Here is a 21,768-nt window from a genome sequence, read left to right as displayed (position 1 = left end):
GGCTGGGTGTCGGCGGGTTTCTGATCTGGGCGCGGCTGGGGACGGACCGGCCCGTGGAGCACCACAGCGTGGAACAGAAGGAAGGGGACCGGGAGGCTGAGCCCGGCGCCCCGAAAGGGGAGTTGTCCACAGCGCCCGGCGGGGTGTCCGACCGGTTCGCTACCGTCGGGGCATGTCCAACGAGGGTCGTGGGCCGGGTCCGGCCGTGGTCGAAGGGGTCCTTGAGCGGATCACCTATGCCAACGAGGAGAGTGGGTACACGGTCGCGCGGGTCGACACCGGGCGCGGGGCCGGGGACCTGCTCACGGTGGTCGGGTCGCTGCTCGGGGCGCAGCCGGGGGAGTCGCTGCGGATGGAGGGCCGTTGGGGATCCCATCCGCAGTACGGCAAGCAGTTCACCGTCGACAACTACACGACCCTGCTGCCCGCGACGATCCAGGGCATCCGCCGCTATCTCGGCTCCGGCCTGGTCAAGGGCATCGGCCCCGTCTTCGCCGACCGCATCACCCAGCACTTCGGTCTGGACACCCTCGACATCCTCGACGAGGCCCCCGCGCGCCTGATCGAGGTTCCGGGGCTCGGCCCCAAGCGCACCAAGAACATCATGGCCGCCTGGGAGGAACAGAAGGCGATCAAGGAGGTGATGGTCTTCCTCCAGGGGGTCGGCGTCTCCACCTCCATCGCGGTCCGGATCTACAAGAAGTACGGGGACGCCTCGATCTCCGTCGTGCGGAACCAGCCCTACCGGCTCGCCACCGACGTCTGGGGAATCGGCTTCCTCACCGCCGACAAGATCGCCCAGGCCGTCGGGATACCCCACGACAGCCCCGACCGCGTGAAGGCCGGCCTCCAGTACGCCCTGTCGCAGTCCAGCGACCAGGGGCACTGCTTCCTGCCCGAGGAGCGGCTGATCGCCGACGCGGTGAAGCTCCTCCAGGTCGACACCGGGCTTGTCATCGAGTGCCTCGCCGAGCTGGCCGAGGACCCCGAGGGGGTCGTACGGGAGACCGTGCCCGGGCCCGAGGGGACGCCCGTCACCGCCGTGTACCTGATCCCCTTCCACCGGGCCGAGCTGTCGCTCGCCGGACAGCTCCGGCGGCTCCTGAGGACCGACGAGGACCGGATGCCCGCCTTCCGGGACGTCGCCTGGGACAAGGCCCTCGCCTGGCTCGCGGACCGGACGGGGGCCTCGCTCGCGCCCGAGCAGGAGGAGGCCGTACGGCTCGCGCTCACCCGGAAGGTCGCCGTGCTCACCGGCGGGCCCGGCTGCGGCAAGTCGTTCACGGTCCGCTCCATCGTGGAGCTGGCCCGCGCCAAGAAGGCCAAGGTCGTCCTCGCCGCCCCCACGGGCCGGGCGGCCAAGCGGCTTGCCGAGCTGACCGGCGCCGAGGCCTCCACCGTCCACCGGCTCCTCGAACTCAAGCCCGGCGGCGACGCGGCCTACGACCGGGACCGGCCCCTCGACGCCGACCTCGTCGTGGTCGACGAGGCCTCCATGCTCGACCTGCTCCTGGCGAACAAGCTGGTGAAGGCGGTGGCGCCCGGGGCCCATCTGCTGCTCGTGGGCGATGTGGACCAGCTCCCGTCGGTCGGCGCGGGCGAGGTCCTCGGTGATCTGCTCGCCCCGGGAAGCCCCGTACCGGCGGTCCGGCTGACCCGGATCTTCCGGCAGGCCCAGGAGTCCGGCGTCGTCACCAACGCGCACCGGATCAACGCCGGCACCCCGCCCAGGACCGAAGGCCTGCCGGACTTCTTCCTCTTCGTCGAGGAGGAGACCGAGGACGCCGCCCGGGTCGCCGTGGACGTCGCGGCCCGCCGGATTCCGGCCAAATTCGGTCTCGACCCGCGCCGCGACGTGCAGGTCCTCGCCCCGATGCACCGGGGCCCGGCCGGCGCGGGCTCGCTCAACGGCCTGCTGCAGCAGGTCATCACCCCGGCCCGCCCCGATCTCCCGGAGAAGCGGTTCGGCGGCCGGGTCTTCCGTGTCGGTGACAAGGTCACCCAGATCAGAAACAACTACGACAAGGGAGCCAACGGCGTCTTCAACGGCACGGTCGGCGTCGTGACGCAGCTGGACACCGTCGAACAGCGGCTGACCGTACGGACCGACGAGGACGAGGAGGTGCCGTACGACTTCGACGAGCTGGACGAACTAGCCCACGCGTACGCGGTCACCATCCACCGTTCGCAGGGCAGTGAGTATCCGGCCGTCGTGATCCCGGTCACCATGAGCGCCTGGATGATGCTTCAGCGGAACCTGCTCTACACGGCCGTGACCCGGGCCAAGAAGCTCGTGGTCCTCGTCGGCTCCCGCCGGGCGATCGCCCAGGCGGTCCGTACGGTCTCCGCGGGCAGACGCTTTACCGCACTCGCGTTTCGGCTCACAGGCGGCGCCCTCGTGTGAAAGATCACGGAGGACTACCGGAACCGGGGCGAAGGGGGCAGGATATGAAGGTTGGCGGCACTGAGTGCCGCCGATTGGCCCAATGGTCGACCCCGAGTGCACTCTCCTGAGCCAAATGGGGGATGGTAGAGACAGTCAGGGCACCTCGAAGAAGAGGCACTACGTCGGTGAGGGATGACGTGAGCGACAACTCTGTAGTACTGCGGTACGCGGACGGTGAATACACCTACCCGGTGGTCGAGAGCACCGTCGGCGACAAGGGCTTCGACATCGGGAAACTCCGAGCCCAGACCGGTCTGGTCACCCTGGACAGCGGATACGGCAACACCGCCGCCTATAAATCCGCGATCACCTACCTCGACGGTGAGCAGGGGATTCTGCGGTACCGCGGTTACCCCATCGAGCAGCTGGCCGAGCGCTCCACCTTCCTTGAGGTGGCGTACCTGCTGATCAACGGTGAGCTGCCCAAGGTCGACGAGCTGTCGACCTTCAAGAACGAGATCACGCAGCACACGCTGGTCCACGAGGACGTCAAGAACTTCTTCCGTGGCTTCCCGCGGGACGCGCACCCGATGGCGATGCTGTCCTCGGTGGTCTCCGCGCTGTCCACCTTCTACCAGGACAGCCACAACCCGTTCGACGAGGAGCAGCGCCACCTCTCCACGATCCGGCTGCTCGCGAAGCTGCCGACGATCGCGGCGTACGCGTACAAGAAGTCGATCGGGCACCCCTTCGTCTACCCGCGCAACGACCTCGGGTACGTCGAGAACTTCCTGCGCATGACCTTCTCGGTCCCGGCGCAGGAGTACGACCTGGACCCGGTCGTCGTCTCCGCGCTCGACAAGCTGCTGATCCTGCACGCGGACCACGAGCAGAACTGCTCGACCTCCACCGTGCGTCTGGTCGGCTCCTCGCAGGCGAACATGTTCGCCTCGATCTCCGCCGGCATCTCGGCCCTGTGGGGCCCCCTGCACGGTGGCGCCAACCAGTCGGTCCTGGAGATGCTGGAAGGCATCAAGGCCAACGGTGGCGATGTCGACTCCTTCATCCGCAAGGTGAAGAACAAGGAGGACGGCGTCCGCCTGATGGGCTTCGGCCACCGGGTGTACAAGTCCTTCGACCCGCGCGCCAAGATCATCAAGGCGGCGGCGCACGACGTCCTCTCGGCCCTCGGCAAGTCCGACGAGCTGCTGGACATCGCGCTCAAGCTGGAGGAGCACGCGCTCTCCGACGAGTACTTCGTCTCGCGCAACCTCTACCCCAACGTGGACTTCTACACGGGCCTCATCTACCGCGCGATGGGCTTCCCGACCGAGATGTTCACCGTGCTCTTCGCGCTCGGCCGCCTTCCCGGCTGGATCGCCCAGTGGCACGAGATGATCAAGGAGCCCGGCTCCCGCATCGGCCGCCCGCGCCAGATCTACACGGGTGAGATCCTCCGCGACTTCGTCCCGGTCGAGGGGCGCTAGTCCTACACAGGACCCGAGCCCGGAACACCTGAAAAAGAGGAAGCGCCCCGCGCCGTCGATCCCCCCACGGGTCGACGAACGGGGCGCTTCCCATGTCCCGGTGCGGATTCCCCCCACGGGATCCGGGCCGGGCGTCTGCGGGTGTCAGCAGAAGCTACGCGGGTCGGGCGCGACGCGGTCTGCCGGGGAACGTACGGGAGGGCCGCTCAAAGCTCCCCGGTGCACGTGCCCCGGCCAACGCTTGCCTGGAACGTCCCCCAAGACATTCCATGAACGTCCCCCAAGACGTTCTCGGCATCGCCCATTTAGACTCGCGAACAGCCCAGATGGTTACCCCACAATATCTGTGATCTAGATCTCTTTGTGAAGGTCCTGTGCGTCACACGTGGGTGAATTCACGTGAAGCGACGCAGTCGCAGGCTGTTGGATACGACGAATACGGACGAAAACGCCATCGCGAGGCCCGCGATCATCGGGTTCAGAAGTCCGGCCGCCGCGAGCGGCAGGGCCGCCACGTTGTAGCCGAAGGCCCAGCCGAGGTTGCCCTTGATCGTCGCCAGGGTGCGGCGGGAGAGGCGGATCGCGTCCGCCGCGACCCGCAGGTCGCCCCGGACCAGGGTCAGATCGCTCGCCTCGATCGCCGCGTCCGTGCCCGTTCCCATCGCCAGACCGAGGTCCGCCGTGGCGAGTGCCGCCGCGTCGTTCACCCCGTCGCCCACCATCGCGACCGTCCGTCCCTCCGCCTGGAGCCGCCGGACCACCTCGGCCTTCTCCTCGGGCAGGACCTCCGCGATCACCTCGTCGATGCCCACCTCGGCCGCCACGGCCTCCGCCGCCGCCCGGTGGTCCCCGGTGAGGAGGACCGGGTGCAGCCCGAGGCCGCGCAGCCGGGCGACCGCCTCGGCGCTGGTGTCCTTGACGGTGTCCGCGACGGTCAGGGTGCCCCGGGCGAGCCCGTCCCAGGCGATGTGGACGGCGCCGGGCTCCGCCGTCGCCGAGACCTCGACGCCCTCCGCCGTGAGCAGGGCGGCGCGGCCGACGAGGACCAGATGGCCGTCGACCGAGCCGCGCACGCCGAGCCCGGGGACGTTCTCGAAGGTCTTCGGTACGGGGAGCTCCCCGCAGCGCTCGACCGCGCCGGCCGCGACCGCGCGGGCCACCGGGTGCTCGGAGTTGTGCTCCAGGGCCCCCGCGAGCCGCAGCAGCCGGAGCTCGTCGACACCCTCGTACGGGGACACCGTGCGCAGCGACATCCGGCCCGTGGTGACCGTTCCCGTCTTGTCGAGGACGATCGTGTCGATGCGGCGGGTGGACTCCAGGACCTCGGGGCCCTTGATCAGGATGCCGAGCTGGGCGCCCCGGCCGGTGCCGACCATGAGCGAGGTCGGGGTCGCGAGGCCCAGGGCGCAGGGGCAGGCGATGATCAGGACGGCGACGGCGGCCGTGAAGGAGGCCGTCGGGTCGTCGGTCGTCAGCAGCCAGGTGACGAGGGTGCCGAGCGCGATGAGCAGCACCACGGGCACGAAGACGGCGGAGATCCGGTCGGCGAGCCGCTGCACCTCGGCCTTGCCGTTCTGGGCGTCCTCGACGAGCTTCGCCATCCGGGCGAGCTGGGTGTCGGCGCCGACCCTGGTGGCCCGGACGACGAGCCGGCCCGAGACGTTGACGCAGCCGCCGGTGACCGTGCTGCCCTCCGTGACGTCGAGCGGCAGCGACTCGCCGGTGAGCAGCGAGGCGTCGACGGCCGACGTGCCCTCGGTGACGGTGCCGTCGTTGGCGATCTTCTCGCCGGGCCGTACGACGAAGAGGTCGCCGGCCCGCAGTGAGGAGACCGGCACCCGTACCTCCGTTCCCCGGCGCAGTACGGCCACGTCCTTGGCGCCGAGTTCCATCAGGGCGCGGAGCGCCGCGCCGGCCTTCCGCTTGGCGCGGGCCTCCAGGTAGCGGCCGAGCAGGATGAAGGTGACGACCCCGGCAGCGACCTCCAGATAGATCGCGGAGGCGGCCTCGGAGCGGTCCACGGTCAGGTCGAAGCCGTGCCGCATGCCGGGCATGCCCGCGTCGCCGAGGAAGAGGGCCCAGAGCGACCAGCCGAAGGCGGCGAGGGTGCCGACCGAGACGAGGGTGTCCATGGTGGCGGCGCCGTGCCGGAGGTTGGTCCAGGCGGCCCGGTGGAAGGGCAGCCCGCCCCAGACGACGACGGGGGCGGCGAGGGTGAGCGAGAGCCACTGCCAGTTGTCGAACTGGAGGCTCGGGACCATGGCGAGCAGCACGACGGGTGCGGCGAGCAGCGCGGAGACGGTGAGCCGTTGCCGGAGGGAGGCGAGCTCGGGGTCCTGCGAGGGGTTCCGTGCGCGGTCCTTGCCCTGCTCCGGAGCCTCGGCCGAGGGCTCCGGCTCCGGCGGCGGGGGTTCCTCGGCGGTGTAGCCGGTCTTGACGACGGTGGCGATCAGCGCGTCGACCCCGACCTCCGGGGGGTGCTCGATCCGCGCCTTCTCCGTGGCGTAGTTGACGGTCGCGGTCACCCCGTCCATGCGGTTGAGCTTCTTCTCGACGCGGGCCGCGCAGGAGGCGCAGGTCATCCCGCCGATCGTCAGCTCGGTGACCGCGACATCGACGGGGGGTGCGGTGGTGCTGGAGGTCATGTGCGGTTCCAAAGGGGAGCAGGGCCGTACCCGGTAACGGTACGGCCCTGCGTCACGGTGCGGGGGAGCGGTCAGACCAGCTCGTAGCCGGCCTCGTCGACGGCGGCGCGGACGGCCTCCTCGTCGAGCGGGGCGGCGGAGACGACGGTCACCCGGCCGGTGGAGGCGACGGCCGTGACCGAGGAGACGCCCGGCAGTTCGGAGATCTCGCTGGAGACCGCACCCTCGCAGTGGCCGCAGGTCATGCCCTTGACCTGGTAGACGGTGGTGAGGTCGGTCTTCGTCTCTGCGGTCATGGCGTTCTCCTCGTGGGTTCAGGGCCGTACACCACCAGATTATACCCCTAGGGGGTATGAATTCCAGTCAGGTGCGGTCGCGCCGCGCCAGCGATCTCAGCCAGAGGAGCCCGGCGGCGGTCACCAGCACGAGCCCGCCCACCGAGAAGAGGGTGAAGAGGTGCTCCTGCTGGGAGGTGGGCTGCGGGATGTATCCCTGCGTGAAGAGTGAACGGTCCAGGCCGGTCGAGGTCACCCGGAGCACCAGCCAGAGCGCGATCCCGTGCATCGAGTCCCAGGGCGCGTGCAGCACCGCGACCCCGAGGTACGTGCCGATGACGGGTCCCGCGAAGCGGAAGCGGCCGTCGGGGCGGCGGAAGGCGAGCAGGACCGCGCCGGCGATCGCCGTCCACAGGCCGTGCCCGAAGGGGGCGAGCACGCCGCGCAGGGTCTCGGTCTCCAGGAGCGAGCGCAGGTCGATGCCGTCCATGGTGACGGCGGCGTTGAAGGCGTACCCGGGGCTCTCGAAGGCGGCGAAGCCGAAGCCGACCGTGCCGCCGGGCACCAGTCCCGCGCGGACCCCGCGCAGCCGTGTACCCACAGCGCGAGACCCCCCCGGGCAGCGCTTCCAGAGGCCGGGGCGCGGGCGCGGGTCCGGCGGGGCCGCCTCGGGCGAGGGTGGCGGTGAGGGTGTCCGGGTGGTGGGCGGGTACTCGTGCACGCGAAGACCTCCAAGTCCCTCTGCCGACAGGTCATCTGACGGGAGCCGACCCCCGAAGGGATCTGACGGCATCTGGCCGGAGCCTATGGTAAACACCCGATATGCCGCATTCGGGGACCACGCTCATCCTGATCATGACGATCGCCGTCCTGGCGCCGCTGCTCGCCTACGCGGTCGGACGCAGGCTTCCCGTGCCCCTCGTCATCTTCGAGATCCTGCTCGGCATCCTCATCGGCCCCGACGTCCTGGGCTGGGCCCACCCCGACGCGCTGATCGACGGACTCTCGGAACTCGGCCTCACCATGCTGATCTTCCTCGCGGGGTACGAGATCGAGTTCGGCAAGGTCCGCGGCGACACCCTCCGCCGCTCCGTCCGGGCCTGGCTGATCGCCCTCGCCCTCGGACTCGCCACCGGCGTCCTCCTCGGCGGCGGATACACCAAGGGCGTCTTCATCGGCGTGGCGCTCACCAGCACCGCGCTCGGCACCGTCCTGCCCGTGCTCCGGGACGCGGGTGACCTCCACGGGCGGTTCGGCTCCGTGGTCATGGCCTTCGGCGCGGTCGGCGAGTTCGGCCCGATCATTGCGATGGCGCTGCTGCTCAGCGGGCGCGGCGCGGCCGAGTCGACCGTGCTCCTCGCGGTCTTCGCGGCGCTCACCGCCGGGGCCGTGTTCTGGGCGCTGCGGCCGCGCCCGCCGTGGTTCTCCCGGATCGTCGTCAAGACCCTGCACACCAGCGGTCAGTTCGCGGTCCGGTTCGTCTTCCTGCTGCTCGCCCTGATGCTCGGCGCCTCGCAGGCCCTCGGGCTCGACATCCTGCTCGGCGCCTTCGCGGCCGGACTCATCACCCGGCTGGTGCTGACCGGGGCGGCGCCCGAGTCGGGGCCGCAGATCCTGGAGAAGATCGAGGGCGTCGGCTTCGGCTTCCTCGTCCCGGTCTTCTTCGTCGTCACCGGGATCGAGTTCGACCTGGCCTCGCTCCTCGACGGCGGCCGCACCCTGCTCCTGCTGCCGGTCTTCCTGCTGCTGTTCCTGGCGGTGCGCGGCGGGCCGATCTGGTTCCTCGCCCCGCGCGACCTCGGCCGGAAGGACCGGGGCGGGCTCGTGCTGTACGGCTCCACCGCGCTGCCGCTCGTCGTCGCGATCACGACCATCGGCGTGGACGACAAGGCGATGACGGCCGGTGAGGCGGCGGCGCTCGTCGGGGCCGGCATGGTCTCCGTGCTCGTCTTCCCGCTGATCGCGCTGAAGTCGCGGTCGGGGGCGAAGGCCCTCCCGTCCGAGCAGGTCAGTGGCTCGGAGTCGTGGTGACGTCGGTGAGCGGGGTGAGGTAGCGCAGGAGCAGCGTCTTCAACTCGTTGATGGTCGCGTCCCGCTCGGGTCCCTCGGGTGCGGCAAGGACGAGGGCCAGACCGCCCTTGAAGGTCGCGAAGGTCATGTCGGCCACCCGGGCGCGCTCCGGGGCGGGCATCGCGGGGGCGAAGTGGGCGATCACCTCCTGCACGCGCGCGAGGAGCGAGGCGTGCAGGGCGTCGTGCTCCTCCGCGATCCGGCCGGGGACCTCGGAGCCGTGCATGAGGGCGAGGAAGACGGGGTTCTCGCAGTTGAACTCGATCATCGGGTCGACCACGGCGTCGAGCAGCTCGGGCAGCGGCAGGGCGAGGTTCTCGGGGACGAACGCCTGGCCGTGGGCCTCCCGCATCTCGTGCATCAGGCGCTCACCCAGCTCTATCGCGATGGCTTCCTTGTTCGGGAAGTACTGGTAGAGCGTGCCCGGCGAGACGTGGGCCTCGCGGGCGATCGCGTTGGTGCTGGACGCCGTGTAGCCGTTCGCGCAGAAGACGCTCGCGGCCGCCTGGAGCAGCTGCGTGATACGGCGCTCGCCGCGCGCCTGGCGGCGGGGCGGCTTCGGCTCTTCGGACCTGTCTTCGGACATGACTGTCCCCAGCTCTCCTCAACGCGTTTGACAAACACGAGAGGTCGCTCGCATTCTTGAGAAACGCGAGTGACCACTCGTGTTTGCCAGTCTATGGCAACGGGCGACCCATGTGACCTGCCGGGAAGCGAGCACAGGGGTCAGGTGAAGGGGACACCTCGTCATGGCCGAAGTCAAGAAATCAGCGCCCGGCGGGGGTGGATCCAGTGGGTCCCCGAAGAGCGGCGGCGGATCCCCGAAGGGGGACCGGACAGGCGGCTGGACGCGGTTCGTGACCGCCCGGCCGCGCCTCACCCTGCTCGTGGCCCTCGTCCTCACCGCCCTCGCCGTCCTGGCCGGCGGCGGGGTCGCCGACCGGATGGGCAGCGGCGGCTGGGAGGACCCGGCGGCCGAATCCACGTACGCGACCGAGGCCCTGGGGCACCGGTTCCCCGGCTCCCAGCCCAATCTCCTCCTGCTCGTCGACGCCGGAGCGGCCGGGACCGACGCGCCGGCGGTCGCCGCCGAGGCGCGGCGGCTCGCCGAGCGGCTCGACGCCGAGCCGGGCGTCGACGGCGTCGGCTCCTACTGGTCCACCGGCTCGCCCGCCCTCCGCTCCGAGGACGGCCGGAAGGCCGTGATCGCCGCCCGCATCGCCGGCGAGGAGAAGGACGCCGCCGCCGTCCTCGACCGGATCGCCCCCACGTACCGGGGCACGCACGGCCCCGTCGAGGTCTCCCTCGGCGGCGGTCTCGCCGTGCGCCACGAGATGCAGACGGTCATCCAGGAGGACCTGCTGCGGGCCGAGCTCATCGCCCTGCCCCTCACCCTCGTGCTGCTCGTCATGGTCTTCGGCAGCGCCGTCGCCGCCCTGCTGCCGCTCGGCGTCGGCATCGTCGCCATCCTCGGTACCAACGCCGTCCTGCGCGGCATCACCGAGTTCACCGACGTCTCCGTCTTCGCACAGAACCTGACGACGGCCCTCGGGCTCGGACTCGCCATCGACTACGCCCTGTTCGTCGTCCGCCGCTACCGCGAGGAGCTCGCCGCCGGGGCCGACACGTACACCGCCGTCCGCGCCACCCTGCGCACCGCCGGGCGGACCGTGCTCTTCTCCGCCCTGACCGTCGCCGTCTCGCTCGCCGCGATGCTGGTCTTCCCGCAGTACTTCCTGCGCTCCTTCGCGTACGCCGGAATCGCCGTGGTCCTGCTCGCCGCGACCGCCGCCCTCACCCTGCTCCCGGCGGCCCTCGTGCTGCTCGGCGACCGCGTCAACGCGCTCGACATGCGGCGCCTCCTCCGGCGCGGCCGGGCGCCCGGCCAGGACAGCGCCGGCGCGGGCTGGGCACGCGCCGCCGCGCTCGTGATGCGCAGGGCGCCGGTCTTCGCCGTCCTCACCACCGCCGGACTCGTCCTCCTCGGACTCCCCTTCCTCGGCGTGAAGTTCGGCACCGCCGACGACCGCCAGCTCCCCGTCACCGCCTCCTCCCGGGTCGTCCAGGACGAGCTGCGGGACGGCTTCCCCGGCGACCCCGGCGGCGGGATCACCGTCCTCGCCGAAGGAGAGGCCACCCCCGCGCAGTACGCGGACTACCGCGAGCGGATCGCCACCCTCGACGGTGTCGTCCGGGCCGACGGGCCGGTGACCGCAGCCGGCGGCCACGCGTACTTCACCGTCGTGCCCGAGGGCGAGACCGTCGGCGCCGAGGCCCAGCGGGCCGTGGCCGAACTGCGCGCCGCACCCGCCCCGTTCGAGACCTCCGTCACCGGACAGGCCGCCGTCCTCGTCGACTCCAAGGACGCCCTCGCCGAGCGGCTGCCCTGGGCGGCGGCCATCGTCGTCCTCACCACACTGCTCCTGGTCTTCCTGCTCACCGGCAGCGTCCTCATCCCCGTCCAGGCCGTCGTCCTCAACGCCCTCAGCCTCACGGCGATGTTCGGCGCGGTGGTCTGGGTCTTCCAGGACGGGCACCTCGCGGGACTCCTCGGCTTCACCCCCACCGGAGACATCGAGACCACCCTGCCCGTGCTCATGTTCTGCGTGGCCTTCGGACTCTCCATGGACTACGGGGTGTTCCTGCTCTCCCGGATCAAGGAGGAGTACGACGCCACCGGCGACCACGAGCACTCCGTCCGCTTCGGCCTGCGCCACACCGGCGGACTCATCACCGCGGCCGCCGTGATCCTCGCCGTCGTCATGGTCGCCATCGGCACCTCCCGCGTCACCAACACCAAGATGCTCGGCCTCGGCGTCGCCCTCGCCGTCCTCATGGACGCCATGGTGGTCCGCAGCCTCCTCGTCCCCTCCGTGATGAAGCTGACCGGCCGCCTCACCTGGTGGGCCCCGGGACCCCTGCGCCGTCTCCACGACCGGTTCGGCATCAGTGAGTCGGACGGGCACAACCTTTCGGCGGACCCGGGTGTCGAAGAGATGTCCCAGAAGTGGCGAGAAACCACTTCACTGCGCGGCTGAGAAGAATTCCTGGGGGATTCGTGGCACACATGCGTACGGCTCTGGTCATGGCGACGGCTCTCGTCGCAGGTGTCGCCCCGATGGCGCTCGGGGGAGCGGCGGCCTTCGCCGCCCCCGGGGCCGGGTCCCGCCCGGCCGCCCGGACCGCTTCGGCCGCCTCGGCGGCCGAGGTGGGCACGGTCGTCCAGGAGGGGGGCCGGCTGACGGTACCGGCGGGCGCGGACGCGCCGGTGACACTGCGGCTCAAGGTCACCCTGCCGGCCGGGGTCACCGGCCCGGTGCGGGCCCACATCGGGCTCCCCGTCGAGGCGTTCCCGCCGGCCGGCCCCAGCCCGCTCCGGCTGGCCGCGGCGCTCGGCTCCACCTGTTCGGTCAACGGCGGGCCGCTCGCGGCCTGCGCCTGGGACTCGCCGTGGATCGACGACGAGGACTACCCGCACCCGGTACGGCTCAAGCTGCCGGTGACGGAGGCCGCGACCACGCTCACCTACGCGGTCACCATCGACACCTCATCGGACCAGGCCTGGGTCGGCTCCCTCGACGCGCCCGTGGAGCTGAACGACTCCACGGGCGCCGTGGTGGCGAAGGGCGTGGCCGGACTCGACTTCGTCCTCGGCACGTCCGAGCCGAACCGCCTGGGCGCCGTGCACGCCCGCGACAAGGACGGGGTGCTCTGGCGGTACGAGGGCACGAGCCGGATCGAGAAGCCGCTCAAGCCGCGCAGGAAGGTGGGCGGCGGCTGGAACATCTACACCGCGGTCGTCCCGGTCTCCACCCCCATGTCGAACGGCACCGGCGACCTCGTGGCCCGGGACAAGGCCGGTGTCCTCTGGTACTACAAGGGCACCGGCAACCCGGCCGCCCCCTTCGCGCCGCGCACCAGGGTCGGCGCCGGCTGGAACATCTACACCGCCTTCGCCGGCCGCCCCAACGGCACCCTGGTCGCCCGCGACAAGAACGGCGTCCTGTGGAACTACGAGCGGAACTACGGCACCTCCGCCCCGTTCATCCCGCGGATCAAGGTCGGCGCCGGCTGGAACATCTACAACACCCTCGTGGGCTGGGCCGGCGGGCCGCTGGCCCGTGACACCGGCGGGGTGCTGTGGAGGTACGAGGAGACCGGCAGCATGGGCGACCCCGAGGGCTATCCCTTCCGCAGGCCCGTGCGGGTCGGCGCCGGCTGGAACGCCTACACGGCCGTCGTGGGGACCGGCGACCTCGGCCGGCGCGACTACGCCGACGTCGTCGCCCGGGACAAGGCGGGTCAGCTCTGGCTGTACCAGGGCGTCATCAAGAACGGCAGGCTGGTGCCGGGACCGACCCGCACGCCGGTCGGCCCCGGCTGGAACATGTACGACTTGATCTTCTGAGGACGGCCGTACAACCATCGGCGTGACCCGGGTGTCGAACAAGCGTCAGGGAAGTGAAGCGAGTTCACTTCCCGCGCTGATGAACAGACACACAGGGGGAACATCGTGGCACGTATGCGTGCGGCTCTGGTGCTGGCGACGGCTCTCGTCGCGGGTGTGGCGCCGGTGGTGCTCGGGGGAGCGGCGGCCGTCGCCGCCCCCGGCGCCGAGTCCGTCCCGGCCGTGGGGGCGGCCTCGACGGTGGAGCCGGGGACGGTCGTCCAGGAGGGCGGCCGGCTGACGGTTCCGGCGGGCACCGAAGGTCCGGTGACGCTGCGGTTCAAGGCGACCCTGCCGGCCGGGGTCACCGGTCCGGTGAAGGCCCGCGTCACCCTTCCCATCACCAACTGGCCGCCCGGCGGCTGGACCGACCACCGCACGGCGGCCCGGATGGGGTCCACGTGCTCGGTCGGCGGCGGAGCGTTCGAGGCCTGCGCCTGGCAGGGGACGAGCTTCACCGACGACCCCGGCCCGTACCGGATCGTGCTCGACCTGCCCGCCGTGGAAGCCTCGGCGACCATCGACCACGCCGTCACGATCGACCTGCCGTACGAGCTCGCCTGGATCGGCTCCCTCGACGCGCCCATCGAGCTGAAGGACGCGAGCGGGGCCCTGGTGGCCCAGGGCACGGCCGGACTCGACGTCGTCCAGGGCACGTCGGAGTCGTACGCCGTGGGCGCGGTGCACGCGGTCGGCAAGAACGGGTGGCTCTACCGCTACGAGGGCACCGGCAAGCCCGGCGCCCCCCTGTCGGCCCGCAGGGAGATCGAAGCCGGCTGGGGCGTCTACACCGCCGTCGTCCAGGTCGAGGACACCCGCGCGAGCGGGCACGGCGGCCTCATGGCCCGGGACAAGGACGGTGTCCTCTGGTACCACAAGGGAACCGGCAACCCCGCCAAGCCGTTCGCCCCGCGACTCCGCGTCGGCGCCGGCTGGAACATCTACACCTCGATCGCCGCCGGTCCCGCCGACGGCGAGATCGTCGCCCGGGACAGGGACGGCGTCCTCTGGAACTACAACAGGGCGGCCGGGTCCACGTACAAGCTCGCGGGACGCGTCAAGGTGGGCGGCGGCTGGAACACGTACAACGCCGTGACGCGGTACGGCCGGGGAGCGGTCGCCCGGGACACGAGCGGGGTGCTGTGGAAGTACGACGGCGCCACCGCCGCTCCGGACTGGAAGCCGTTCGCGCCGCGCGTGAAGGTGGGTGCCGGGTGGAACACCTACTCCGCGTTCGTGAGCACCGTGGACGTCTCGGGCGACGGGAAGCTCGACCTCCTCGCCCGTGACACGGCGGGCAAGCTCTGGCTCTACGGGCCCGCCACGAAGAACGGCAGCGAGGTGCCGGCCTCGAACCGGACCCAGGTCGGCTGGGGCTGGGACACGTACACCCTCGTCTTCTGACGGCTCCACCAACGCCGCCAAGCCCTTGAGACGGCAGGACGCCGGGTCCCGGAGTGTTCCGGGGCCCGGCGTCCTCGTCAGGCGTGCGGCGGCAGGTCAGTCGCGGCGGCCCCGGTTGCCGGGGCGGCCGGCGACCCAGACGCGGATCGTGTCCGCGTACCAGTAGGGCTTGCCCGACTCCACGTGGTCGGGGGCAGGCAGCAGTCCGTGCTTCCGGTAGGAGCGGACCGTGTCGGGCTGCACCCGGATGTGTGCGGCGATGTCCTTGTACGACCAGAGCCTTCTGTCCGTCATGCCTGGTACCTCCCTGCGCGCCGCGCAGCGGCGGCGGGGGTGCCGTTCGGGGGCGCTGCGGGCGTGCGATGGCGATCACTGAGCCATTGCCCCCTGCAACGCCCCCTCCAGACAGGAGGAGAGGGCCTGTCGAGCGCCTGTGACGGAAAACCCGCGTAACGGAGATATGCGTGACGCCGAAGGGACGTGCGTGACGAAAGTGAGGCATCGGGACATCGGCGTGTCCGCGTGCGTCACCCCTGGTCAGAGAGATATGCGCCGGTCACACGCCGCAGGAGCGGAGGAAGCGCCGGGTGCGCAGCGCGATCGGGTACGGGACGTCGGGCTCGCACGGGTACATGTCCTGCTCGACGATCGCGAACAGGTCCACGTCCAGGGCCGACGCGGCGGCGAGCACCGGTTCGAGCGAGGGCACCCCGGACGGCGGCTCGCACATCACGCCCCGCGCCACCGCCGGCCCGAACGGCACCTCATCGGCCACCACCCCGGCCAGGATCTCCGGGTCGACCTGCTTGAGGTGCAGGTAGCCGATCCGCTCGCCGTACGTCTCGATCAGCTTGACGCTGTCCCCGCCGGCGTACGCGTAGTGCCCGGTGTCCAGACAGAGCGAGACCGCCTCCGGGTCGGTCGCGTCGAGGAACCGCGTCACGCTCTCCTCGCCGTCCAGATGGGTGTCGGCATGCGGATGGACGACGAGCCGCAGCCCGTACCGCTCGCGCACCTCCCGTCCGAGCCGCTCGGTGAGCCGCGTCAGGTCCCGCCACTGCCCTGCGGTGAGCGTCCGGTCCTCCAGCACCTCGCCCGTGCGGTCGTCCCGCCAGAAGGACGGGATGACGACGAGATGGCCCGCGCCCACGGCCTGCGCGAGGGCCGCGTTCTCGGCGACGTGCGCCCAGGTCCGGTCCCAGACGTCCGGGCCGTGGTGGAGGCCGGTGAAGACCGTCCCCGCCGAGACGCGGAGGCCGCGCCGCGCGGTCTCCTCCGTCAGGACGGCCGGATCGGTGGGCAGATAGCCGTACGGGCCGAGCTCGATCCACTCGTATCCCGCGCCGGACACCTCGTCGAGGAAGCGCTGCCAGGGCACCTGCCGGGGATCGTCGGGGAACCACACCCCCCAGGAGTCCGGGGCGGAGCCGATCCGGATCCGTGACGGGGAGGGAGACGAGGGCGAGGGAGGCTGCGCTGACGGCTTCGTCATGCCTGCCACCTTGACCGGGGCGCGAGAGCAGCGTCAAGGACGCCGCTCCGGCCCGCCCGGGTCCGGTCCGGTCGCCCGAATGTCCGACGGGTCCGGTCCGGTCGTCCGAATGTCCGGACATATCGTTGACACGCCTCCGGGCGGACGACTAGACCTGGGTGCGGAGGGACCGAGCGCGCAGGGACCCGGGCGCGGCGGAACCTGAGCGCGGCGGGACCCGGGCGCGGAAGCCGGACGCGAGAGGTGGCGCGGGTGGAGTCGGAGCCGTACGACCTGATCACCATGGGGCGCCTCGGCGTGGACCTGTACCCGCTCCAGGCCGGTGTCGGGCTCGACCGGGTCGACACCTTCGCCAAGTTCCTCGGCGGCTCCCCGGCGAACGTGGCCGTCGCCGCCGCCCGGCTCGGCCGCCGCACCGCACTCGTCTCCCGCACCGGCGCCGACCCCTTCGGGACCTATCTGCGCCGCGAGCTGAAGGGCTTCGGGGTGGACGACCGCTGGGTGACCGAGGTCGAGGAGTACCTCACCCCCGTCACGTTCTGCGCCCTCTTCCCGCCCGACGACTTCCCGCTCACCTTCTACCGCCGCCCCAAGGCCCCCGACCTGGAGATCCACCCGCACGAGCTGGACCTCGACGCGATCCGCGCCGCCCGGGTCTTCTGGGCGACCGGCACCGGCCTGTGCGCCGAGCCGAGTCGCGCCGCGACCCTGGAGGCGCTGCGGGCCAGGTCCGGGCGGGGGGAGACGGTCCTCGACCTGGACTGGCGGCCGATGTTCTGGGCGGACCCGGCGGCGGCCCGCCCGTACTACGCCGAGGCACTGCGGCACGCGACCGTCGCCGTCGGCAACCTCGACGAGTGCGAGGTGGCCACGGGGGAGCGCGAGCCGTACGCGGCCGCCCGCGCCCTCCTCGACGCCGGAAGGGACAGCGGGCTGCGGCTCGTCGTCGTCAAGCAGGGCCCGGAGGGCGTCCTCGCGCTCGCCGCCGACGGGACGAGCGCCGAGGTGCCGCCGCTGCCGGTGGACGTGGTCAACGGCCTCGGCGCGGGCGACGCGTTCGGCGGGGCACTCGTCCACGGACTGCTCGCCGGCGCCGACCTCGACACGACCCTGCGCAGGGCCAACGCCGCCGGCGCGATCGTCGCGGGCCGCCTCGCGTGCTCGTCCGCGATGCCGTACGCCGCCGAGATCGAAGAGGCGCTCGCCGGCGGCAGCGGAACCCTGGCGGAAAAGGGGTAGGGGTCTGCCATGAGCACCGATCACCCCCCGTCCCTCCACCTGCCCGCCGGGACCACCGCGCGTGGCCCGTACGCCCTCGACATCGACCCCGAGCGGGCCGGCTGGACGTACTCCGCCCTCCGGATCCTCACCCTCGGACCGGGCGGGATCCACTCCTTCGAGAGCGGGGATTCCGAATGGGTCGTGCTTCCCCTCTCCGGTGCCTGTAGCGTGCGCGTCGACGGCGAGATCCTCGAACTCCTGGGCCGCGCGAGCGTGTTCGACGGAGTGACCGACTTCGCCTATGTACCGCGCGACGCCCACGCCCAGATCGCCTCCGGTGCGGGAGGCCGCTTCGCTTTGGCAGGAGCGAAGTGCGAGCGACGACTCCCCGCCCGCTACGGCCCCGCGCCGGAGGTTCCCGTCGAGATCAGGGGCAGCGGCAACCGCGCCCGCCAGGTACGGAACTTCGCCTCGGCCGCCACCGCCGAAGGCGATGATCGATACGGCTTCGACTGCGACCGGCTCATCGCCGTCGAGGTCGTCACACCCGGCGGCAACTGGTCCTCCTACCCGCCGCACAAGCACGACGAGCACCGCCCCGGCACCGAGTCCGTCCTGGAGGAGATCTACTACTACGAGATCGAGGGCCCGCACGGCCTCGCCTACCAGCGGATCTCGCCCTCCCGGCCCGGCGGTGCGGAACTCCTCGCCGAGGTCGCGGACGGCGACGCCGTCCTCGTCCCCGACGGCTGGCACGGCCCGTCGATCGCCCAGCCGGGTCACGCTCTCTACTACCTCAACGTCATGGCGGGTCCCGGACCCGAGCGGGAGTGGAAGATCTGTTTCCACCCGGACCACACGGAGGGATACGCATGAGCGGTACGAGCCGTACGAGCATCCGGCTGACCGTCGCCCAGGCGCTCGTCCGCTTCCTCGCCGCCCAGTACACCGAGCGCGACGGGGCCCGGCAGCGGCTGATCGCCGCCACCTGGGGCATCTTCGGCCACGGGAACGTCGCCGGAATCGGCCAGGCCCTCGTCGAGGACCCCGCACTCATGCCCTTCCACCAGGGCCGCAACGAACAGGCCATGGTGCACGCCGCCGTCGGCTACGCCCGCCAGTCCCACCGGCTCTCCGCGCACGCCGTCACCACCTCCATCGGCCCCGGCGCCACCAACCTCGTCACCGGCGCCGCCCTCGCCACCGTCAACCACCTGCCGGTCCTGCTCCTGCCCGGCGACACCTTCGCGGGCCGCCCCGCCGACCCCGTACTCCAGCAGCTCGAAGTCCCGTACGCGGGCGACGTGTCGGTCAACGACTGTCTGCGCCCCGTCTCGAAGTACTTCGACCGGGTCGGGCGCCCCGAGGCGCTGATCCCGGCCGCGCTCGCCGCGATGCGGGTCCTCGCCGACCCCGTGGACACCGGCGCGGTGACGCTCGCGCTGCCGCAGGACGTGCAGGCGGAGGCGTACGACTGGCCGGAGGAGTTCTTCGCCGAGCGGATCTGGCGGGTCCGCCGTCCCCGCCCCGACACGGCCGAACTCGACGCCGCCGTACGGGCGATCCGGGCGGCGAAGCGCCCGCTGATCGTCGCGGGCGGCGGCGTCAGGTACAGCGGCGCCGAGGACGCCCTGCGGGCCTTCGCCGAGAGGACCGGCATCCCCGTCGCCACCACGCAGGCCGGCAAGGGCGCCCTGCCGTACGACCATCCCTGCGAGACCGGCGGCATCGGCCACACCGGCAGCTCCACCGCGAACGCCCTCGCCGCGACCGGCGATCTGATCCTCGGCGTCGGCACCCGCTACACCGACTTCACCACCGCATCCGGCACCCTCTTCCCCGAGGGCGTCCGCTTCGTCAACCTCAACATCGCCGGCTTCGACGCCCACAAACTGGGCGCGCTCCCGCTCGTCGCCGACGCCCGGGAGGGGCTGACCGCGCTCACCGAGGAGCTCGGCGACCACGACGGAACCACGGCCGAATGGATGCTCTCCAAGGCGGACTGGCAGGAGCAGGTCGACGCCGCCTACGCCGTCCCCGACGAGGACGCCCGCCCCACCCAGGCCCAGGTCCTCGGCGTACTCGACACTCTGGTCGACGACAGCGACATCCTGATCAACGCCGCCGGATCGCTCCCCGGCGACCTCCACAAGCTGTGGCGGACCCGCTCGCCCGACCAGTACCACGTCGAGTACGGCTACTCCTGCATGGGCTACGAGATCCCCGCCGCCCTCGGAGTCCTGCTCGCCGCTCCCGACCGGCCCGTCTGGGCCCTCGTCGGCGACGGCACGTATCTGATGAACCCCACCGAAATCGTCACCGCCGTGCAGGAACGCCTCCCCCTCCGGCTGATCGTCCTCCAGAACCACGGCTACGCCTCGATCGGCGGCCTCTCGGAGGCGGTCGGCGCCGAGCGGTACGGCACCGACTACCGCCACCGGGACGCCTTCGGCGGCTTCACCGGCCCGCCGCTCCCCGTCGACCTCGGCGCCAACGCCGCCTCCCTCGGCATGCGGGTGCTGCGCCCCCATACCGTGCGTGACCTGCGGGAAGCCCTCGCGGACGCGCGGACCGCGACGGTTCCCACATGTGTCTACGTCGAGACCGAAACGGCAGACACTGTGTCGGGCCCGCCCCCGGCCCAGGCGTGGTGGGATGTGCCCGTGGCCGAGACCTCGACCCGCCCGTCGGCGGTCAAGGCCCGCGAGGAGTACGACCGGCACGTCACCGCCCGACGCCGCCATCTCTGAAGGAGCATTTCGTCATGACGAACACCGTCAAGACTGTCAGCCACTGGATCGGTGGCAAGACCGTCGAGGGCACGTCGGGCAACTGGGGCCCGGTCACCGACCCGGCCACCGGCGCCGTCACCACCCAGGTCGCGCTCGCCTCCGTCGAGGAGGTGGACGCCGCCGTCGCCGCCGCCAAGGACGCCTTCGCGACCTGGGGGACCTCCTCCCTCGCCCAGCGCACCACCATCCTCTTCAAGTTCCGCGCGCTCCTCGACGCCAACCGCGACGCCATCGCCGAACTGATCACCGCCGAGCACGGCAAGGTCCACTCCGACGCCCTCGGCGAGGTCGCCCGCGGCCTGGAGATCGTCGACCTGGCCTGCGGCATCACCGTCCAGCTCAAGGGCGAGCTCTCCACCCAGGTGTCGAACCGCGTGGACGTGGCGTCGATCCGCCAGCCCGTCGGCGTCGTCGCCGGCATCACGCCCTTCAACTTCCCGGCCATGGTGCCGATGTGGATGTTCCCGATCGCCATCGCGACCGGCAACACCTTCATCCTCAAGCCGAGCGAGAAGGACCCGTCGCCGTCCCTGAAGATCGCCGAGCTGCTCGCCGAGGCGGGCCTCCCGGACGGTGTCTTCAACGTCCTGCACGGTGACAAGGTGGCCGTGGACCGGCTCCTGGAGCACCCGGACGTCTCCGCGATCTCCTTCGTCGGCTCGACGCCGATCGCCCGGCACATCCACACCACCGCCTCCGCCAACGGCAAGCGCGTCCAGGCGCTCGGCGGCGCGAAGAACCACATGCTGGTCCTCCCGGACGCCGACCTCGACGCGGCCGCCGACGCGGCCGTCTCGGCGGCGTACGGCTCCGCCGGCGAGCGCTGCATGGCCATCTCGGCGGTCGTGGCCGTCGGCTCCATCGGCGACCAGCTCGTCGACAAGATCCGCGAGCGCGCCGAGAAGATCAAGATCGGCCCCGGCAACGACCCCACCTCCGAGATGGGCCCGCTCATCACGGCCGTCCACCGCGACAAGGTCGCCTCCTACGTCACCGGCGCGGCGGCCGAGGGCTGCGAGGTCGTCCTCGACGGCACCGGCTACACCGTCGAGGGCCACGAGAACGGCCACTGGATCGGCCTCTCCCTCCTGGACCACGTGCCGACCACGGCCAAGGCGTACCAGGACGAGATCTTCGGCCCGGTGCTCTGCGTGCTGCGCACCGAGACGTACGAGGAGGGCCTCGCCCTCATCAACGGCTCGCGCTTCGGCAACGGCACCGCGATCTTCACCCGCGACGGCGGCGCGGCCCGCCGCTTCCAGATGGAGGTCGAGGCCGGCATGGTCGGCGTGAACGTGCCGATCCCGGTGCCGGTCGGATACCACTCCTTCGGTGGCTGGAAGGACTCGCTCTTCGGCGACCACCACATCTACGGCAACGACGGCGTGCACTTCTACACCCGCGGCAAGGTCGTCACCACCCGCTGGCCGGACCCGTCCGACGCCCCGGCGGGCGTGGACCTGGGCTTCCCGCGCAACCACTGACACGCCGTAGGCCACGTGACACGCCGTAGGGCATGACGGCCCCCGGGGTGCGGACCCACCGCACC

General features: G+C 71.5%; 15 protein-coding genes and 1 pseudogene. 10 read left to right on the top strand and 6 right to left on the bottom strand.

The features are described 5' to 3' along the window. Positions 1–172 precede the first annotated feature (172 nt). On the top strand, positions 173–2,404 hold the full coding sequence (locus OG462_RS16860) for an ATP-dependent RecD-like DNA helicase (protein ID WP_406058389.1): 2,232 nt from the start codon (positions 173–175) through the stop codon (positions 2,402–2,404). Between the two features lie 179 nt (positions 2,405–2,583). Then, positions 2,584–3,873 carry a citrate synthase gene (locus OG462_RS16855; protein ID WP_406058388.1) on the top strand — a complete coding sequence of 430 codons (1,290 nt, stop codon included), beginning with the start codon at positions 2,584–2,586 and terminating at the stop codon, positions 3,871–3,873. Positions 3,874–4,268: 395 nt separating this feature from the next. Here the strand turns inward: OG462_RS16855 and OG462_RS16850 are convergent, their stop codons facing one another. The 3 genes and pseudogenes from OG462_RS16850 to OG462_RS16840 form a co-directional block, all read right to left on the bottom strand. Further along, positions 4,269–6,518: a heavy metal translocating P-type ATPase gene (locus OG462_RS16850; protein ID WP_406058386.1), complete on the bottom strand. Its 2,250-nt coding sequence runs from the start codon at positions 6,516–6,518 to the stop codon at positions 4,269–4,271. A 71-nt stretch (positions 6,519–6,589) separates the two neighbouring features. Then, positions 6,590–6,814 carry a heavy-metal-associated domain-containing protein gene (locus OG462_RS16845; RefSeq protein ID WP_406058384.1) on the bottom strand — a complete coding sequence of 75 codons (225 nt, stop codon included), beginning with the start codon at positions 6,812–6,814 and terminating at the stop codon, positions 6,590–6,592. 67 nt (positions 6,815–6,881) lie between these two features. Continuing rightward, positions 6,882–7,385: pseudogene (locus tag OG462_RS16840) on the bottom strand (PrsW family glutamic-type intramembrane protease); the annotation flags it as partial. Between the two features lie 230 nt (positions 7,386–7,615). Between OG462_RS16840 and OG462_RS16835 the strand changes: the two are divergent. Then, positions 7,616–8,824 carry a cation:proton antiporter gene (locus OG462_RS16835; RefSeq protein ID WP_406058382.1) on the top strand — a complete coding sequence of 403 codons (1,209 nt, stop codon included), beginning with the start codon at positions 7,616–7,618 and terminating at the stop codon, positions 8,822–8,824. Here the strand turns inward: OG462_RS16835 and OG462_RS16830 are convergent. Continuing rightward, positions 8,802–9,449 carry a TetR/AcrR family transcriptional regulator gene (locus tag OG462_RS16830; protein WP_406058380.1) on the bottom strand — a complete coding sequence of 216 codons (648 nt, stop codon included), beginning with the start codon at positions 9,447–9,449 and terminating at the stop codon, positions 8,802–8,804. The genes OG462_RS16835 and OG462_RS16830 overlap by 23 nt on opposite strands. A gap of 163 nt (positions 9,450–9,612) precedes the next feature. Between OG462_RS16830 and OG462_RS16825 the strand changes: the two genes are divergently transcribed. The 3 genes from OG462_RS16825 to OG462_RS16815 all read left to right on the top strand — a co-directional run bounded on the left by OG462_RS16825 (position 9,613) and on the right by OG462_RS16815 (position 14,714). After that, on the top strand, positions 9,613–11,901 hold the full coding sequence (locus tag OG462_RS16825) for an MMPL family transporter (RefSeq protein WP_406058378.1): 2,289 nt from the start codon (positions 9,613–9,615) through the stop codon (positions 11,899–11,901). Between the two features lie 29 nt (positions 11,902–11,930). Continuing rightward, positions 11,931–13,271, top strand: a complete 1,341-nt coding sequence (locus OG462_RS16820) for a hypothetical protein (protein WP_406058376.1) — start codon at positions 11,931–11,933, stop codon at positions 13,269–13,271. 105 nt (positions 13,272–13,376) lie between these two features. Beyond that, the gene (locus OG462_RS16815) at positions 13,377–14,714 is read left to right on the top strand and encodes a hypothetical protein (RefSeq protein ID WP_406058375.1); all 1,338 of its coding nucleotides are present in this window, start codon (positions 13,377–13,379) and stop codon (positions 14,712–14,714) included. Between the two features lie 96 nt (positions 14,715–14,810). On the opposite strand, the gene OG462_RS16810 is transcribed toward OG462_RS16815, so the two are convergent. Next, positions 14,811–15,008 carry a helix-turn-helix transcriptional regulator gene (locus tag OG462_RS16810; RefSeq protein WP_406058373.1) on the bottom strand — a complete coding sequence of 66 codons (198 nt, stop codon included), beginning with the start codon at positions 15,006–15,008 and terminating at the stop codon, positions 14,811–14,813. 262 nt (positions 15,009–15,270) lie between these two features. Beyond that, complete coding sequence (locus tag OG462_RS16805; RefSeq protein ID WP_406058371.1) at positions 15,271–16,206, bottom strand: sugar phosphate isomerase/epimerase family protein; 936 nt, start codon at positions 16,204–16,206, stop codon at positions 15,271–15,273. A 252-nt stretch (positions 16,207–16,458) separates the two neighbouring features. Here OG462_RS16805 and iolC point away from each other — a divergent pair, with 252 nt between their 5' ends. From iolC to mmsA, 4 genes are read left to right on the top strand one after another with little or no spacing between them, the layout of a single operon-like run. After that, a complete protein-coding gene (iolC, locus tag OG462_RS16800; RefSeq protein ID WP_406058370.1) occupies positions 16,459–17,445 on the top strand; it encodes a 5-dehydro-2-deoxygluconokinase in 987 nt (328 codons plus the stop codon). Positions 17,446–17,454: 9 nt separating this feature from the next. Continuing rightward, on the top strand, positions 17,455–18,303 hold the full coding sequence (iolB, locus tag OG462_RS16795; protein ID WP_406058368.1) for a 5-deoxy-glucuronate isomerase: 849 nt from the start codon (positions 17,455–17,457) through the stop codon (positions 18,301–18,303). Next, entirely contained in the window at positions 18,300–20,177 is a 1,878-nt protein-coding gene (iolD, locus tag OG462_RS16790; protein WP_406058366.1) for a 3D-(3,5/4)-trihydroxycyclohexane-1,2-dione acylhydrolase (decyclizing), read from the top strand. The genes iolB and iolD overlap by 4 nt, the downstream gene beginning before the upstream one ends. 14 nt (positions 20,178–20,191) lie before the next feature. Continuing rightward, positions 20,192–21,703, top strand: coding sequence for a CoA-acylating methylmalonate-semialdehyde dehydrogenase (gene mmsA, locus OG462_RS16785; protein WP_406058364.1), 1,512 nt, complete (start codon positions 20,192–20,194; stop codon positions 21,701–21,703). Positions 21,704–21,768: the final 65 nt, after the last annotated feature.

The sequence above is a fragment of the Streptomyces sp. NBC_01077 genome (assembly GCF_045162855.1).
In the GTDB taxonomy this organism is placed as follows: domain Bacteria; phylum Actinomycetota; class Actinomycetes; order Streptomycetales; family Streptomycetaceae; genus Streptomyces.
Note: the sequence above shows the minus strand (reverse complement) of the source record. Positions and strands in the feature narration are given on the sequence as shown.

What these genes read in the sequence shown, in the direction of transcription:
- OG462_RS16860 (WP_406058389.1), top strand. Translation starts at nt 173, where the DNA reads ATGTCCAACGAGGGTCGTGGGCCGGGTCCGGCCGTGGTCGAAGGGGTC.
- OG462_RS16805 (WP_406058371.1), bottom strand. Translation starts at nt 16,206, where the DNA reads ATGACGAAGCCGTCAGCGCAGCCTCCCTCGCCCTCGTCTCCCTCCCCG.
- OG462_RS16820 (WP_406058376.1), top strand. Translation starts at nt 11,931, where the DNA reads ATGCGTACGGCTCTGGTCATGGCGACGGCTCTCGTCGCAGGTGTCGCC.
- OG462_RS16850 (WP_406058386.1), bottom strand. Translation starts at nt 6,518, where the DNA reads ATGACCTCCAGCACCACCGCACCCCCCGTCGATGTCGCGGTCACCGAG.
- OG462_RS16845 (WP_406058384.1), bottom strand. Translation starts at nt 6,814, where the DNA reads ATGACCGCAGAGACGAAGACCGACCTCACCACCGTCTACCAGGTCAAG.
- iolD (WP_406058366.1), top strand. Translation starts at nt 18,300, where the DNA reads ATGAGCGGTACGAGCCGTACGAGCATCCGGCTGACCGTCGCCCAGGCG.
- OG462_RS16835 (WP_406058382.1), top strand. Translation starts at nt 7,616, where the DNA reads ATGCCGCATTCGGGGACCACGCTCATCCTGATCATGACGATCGCCGTC.
- OG462_RS16810 (WP_406058373.1), bottom strand. Translation starts at nt 15,008, where the DNA reads ATGACGGACAGAAGGCTCTGGTCGTACAAGGACATCGCCGCACACATC.
- OG462_RS16825 (WP_406058378.1), top strand. Translation starts at nt 9,613, where the DNA reads ATGGCCGAAGTCAAGAAATCAGCGCCCGGCGGGGGTGGATCCAGTGGG.
- iolB (WP_406058368.1), top strand. Translation starts at nt 17,455, where the DNA reads ATGAGCACCGATCACCCCCCGTCCCTCCACCTGCCCGCCGGGACCACC.
- mmsA (WP_406058364.1), top strand. Translation starts at nt 20,192, where the DNA reads ATGACGAACACCGTCAAGACTGTCAGCCACTGGATCGGTGGCAAGACC.
- OG462_RS16830 (WP_406058380.1), bottom strand. Translation starts at nt 9,449, where the DNA reads ATGTCCGAAGACAGGTCCGAAGAGCCGAAGCCGCCCCGCCGCCAGGCG.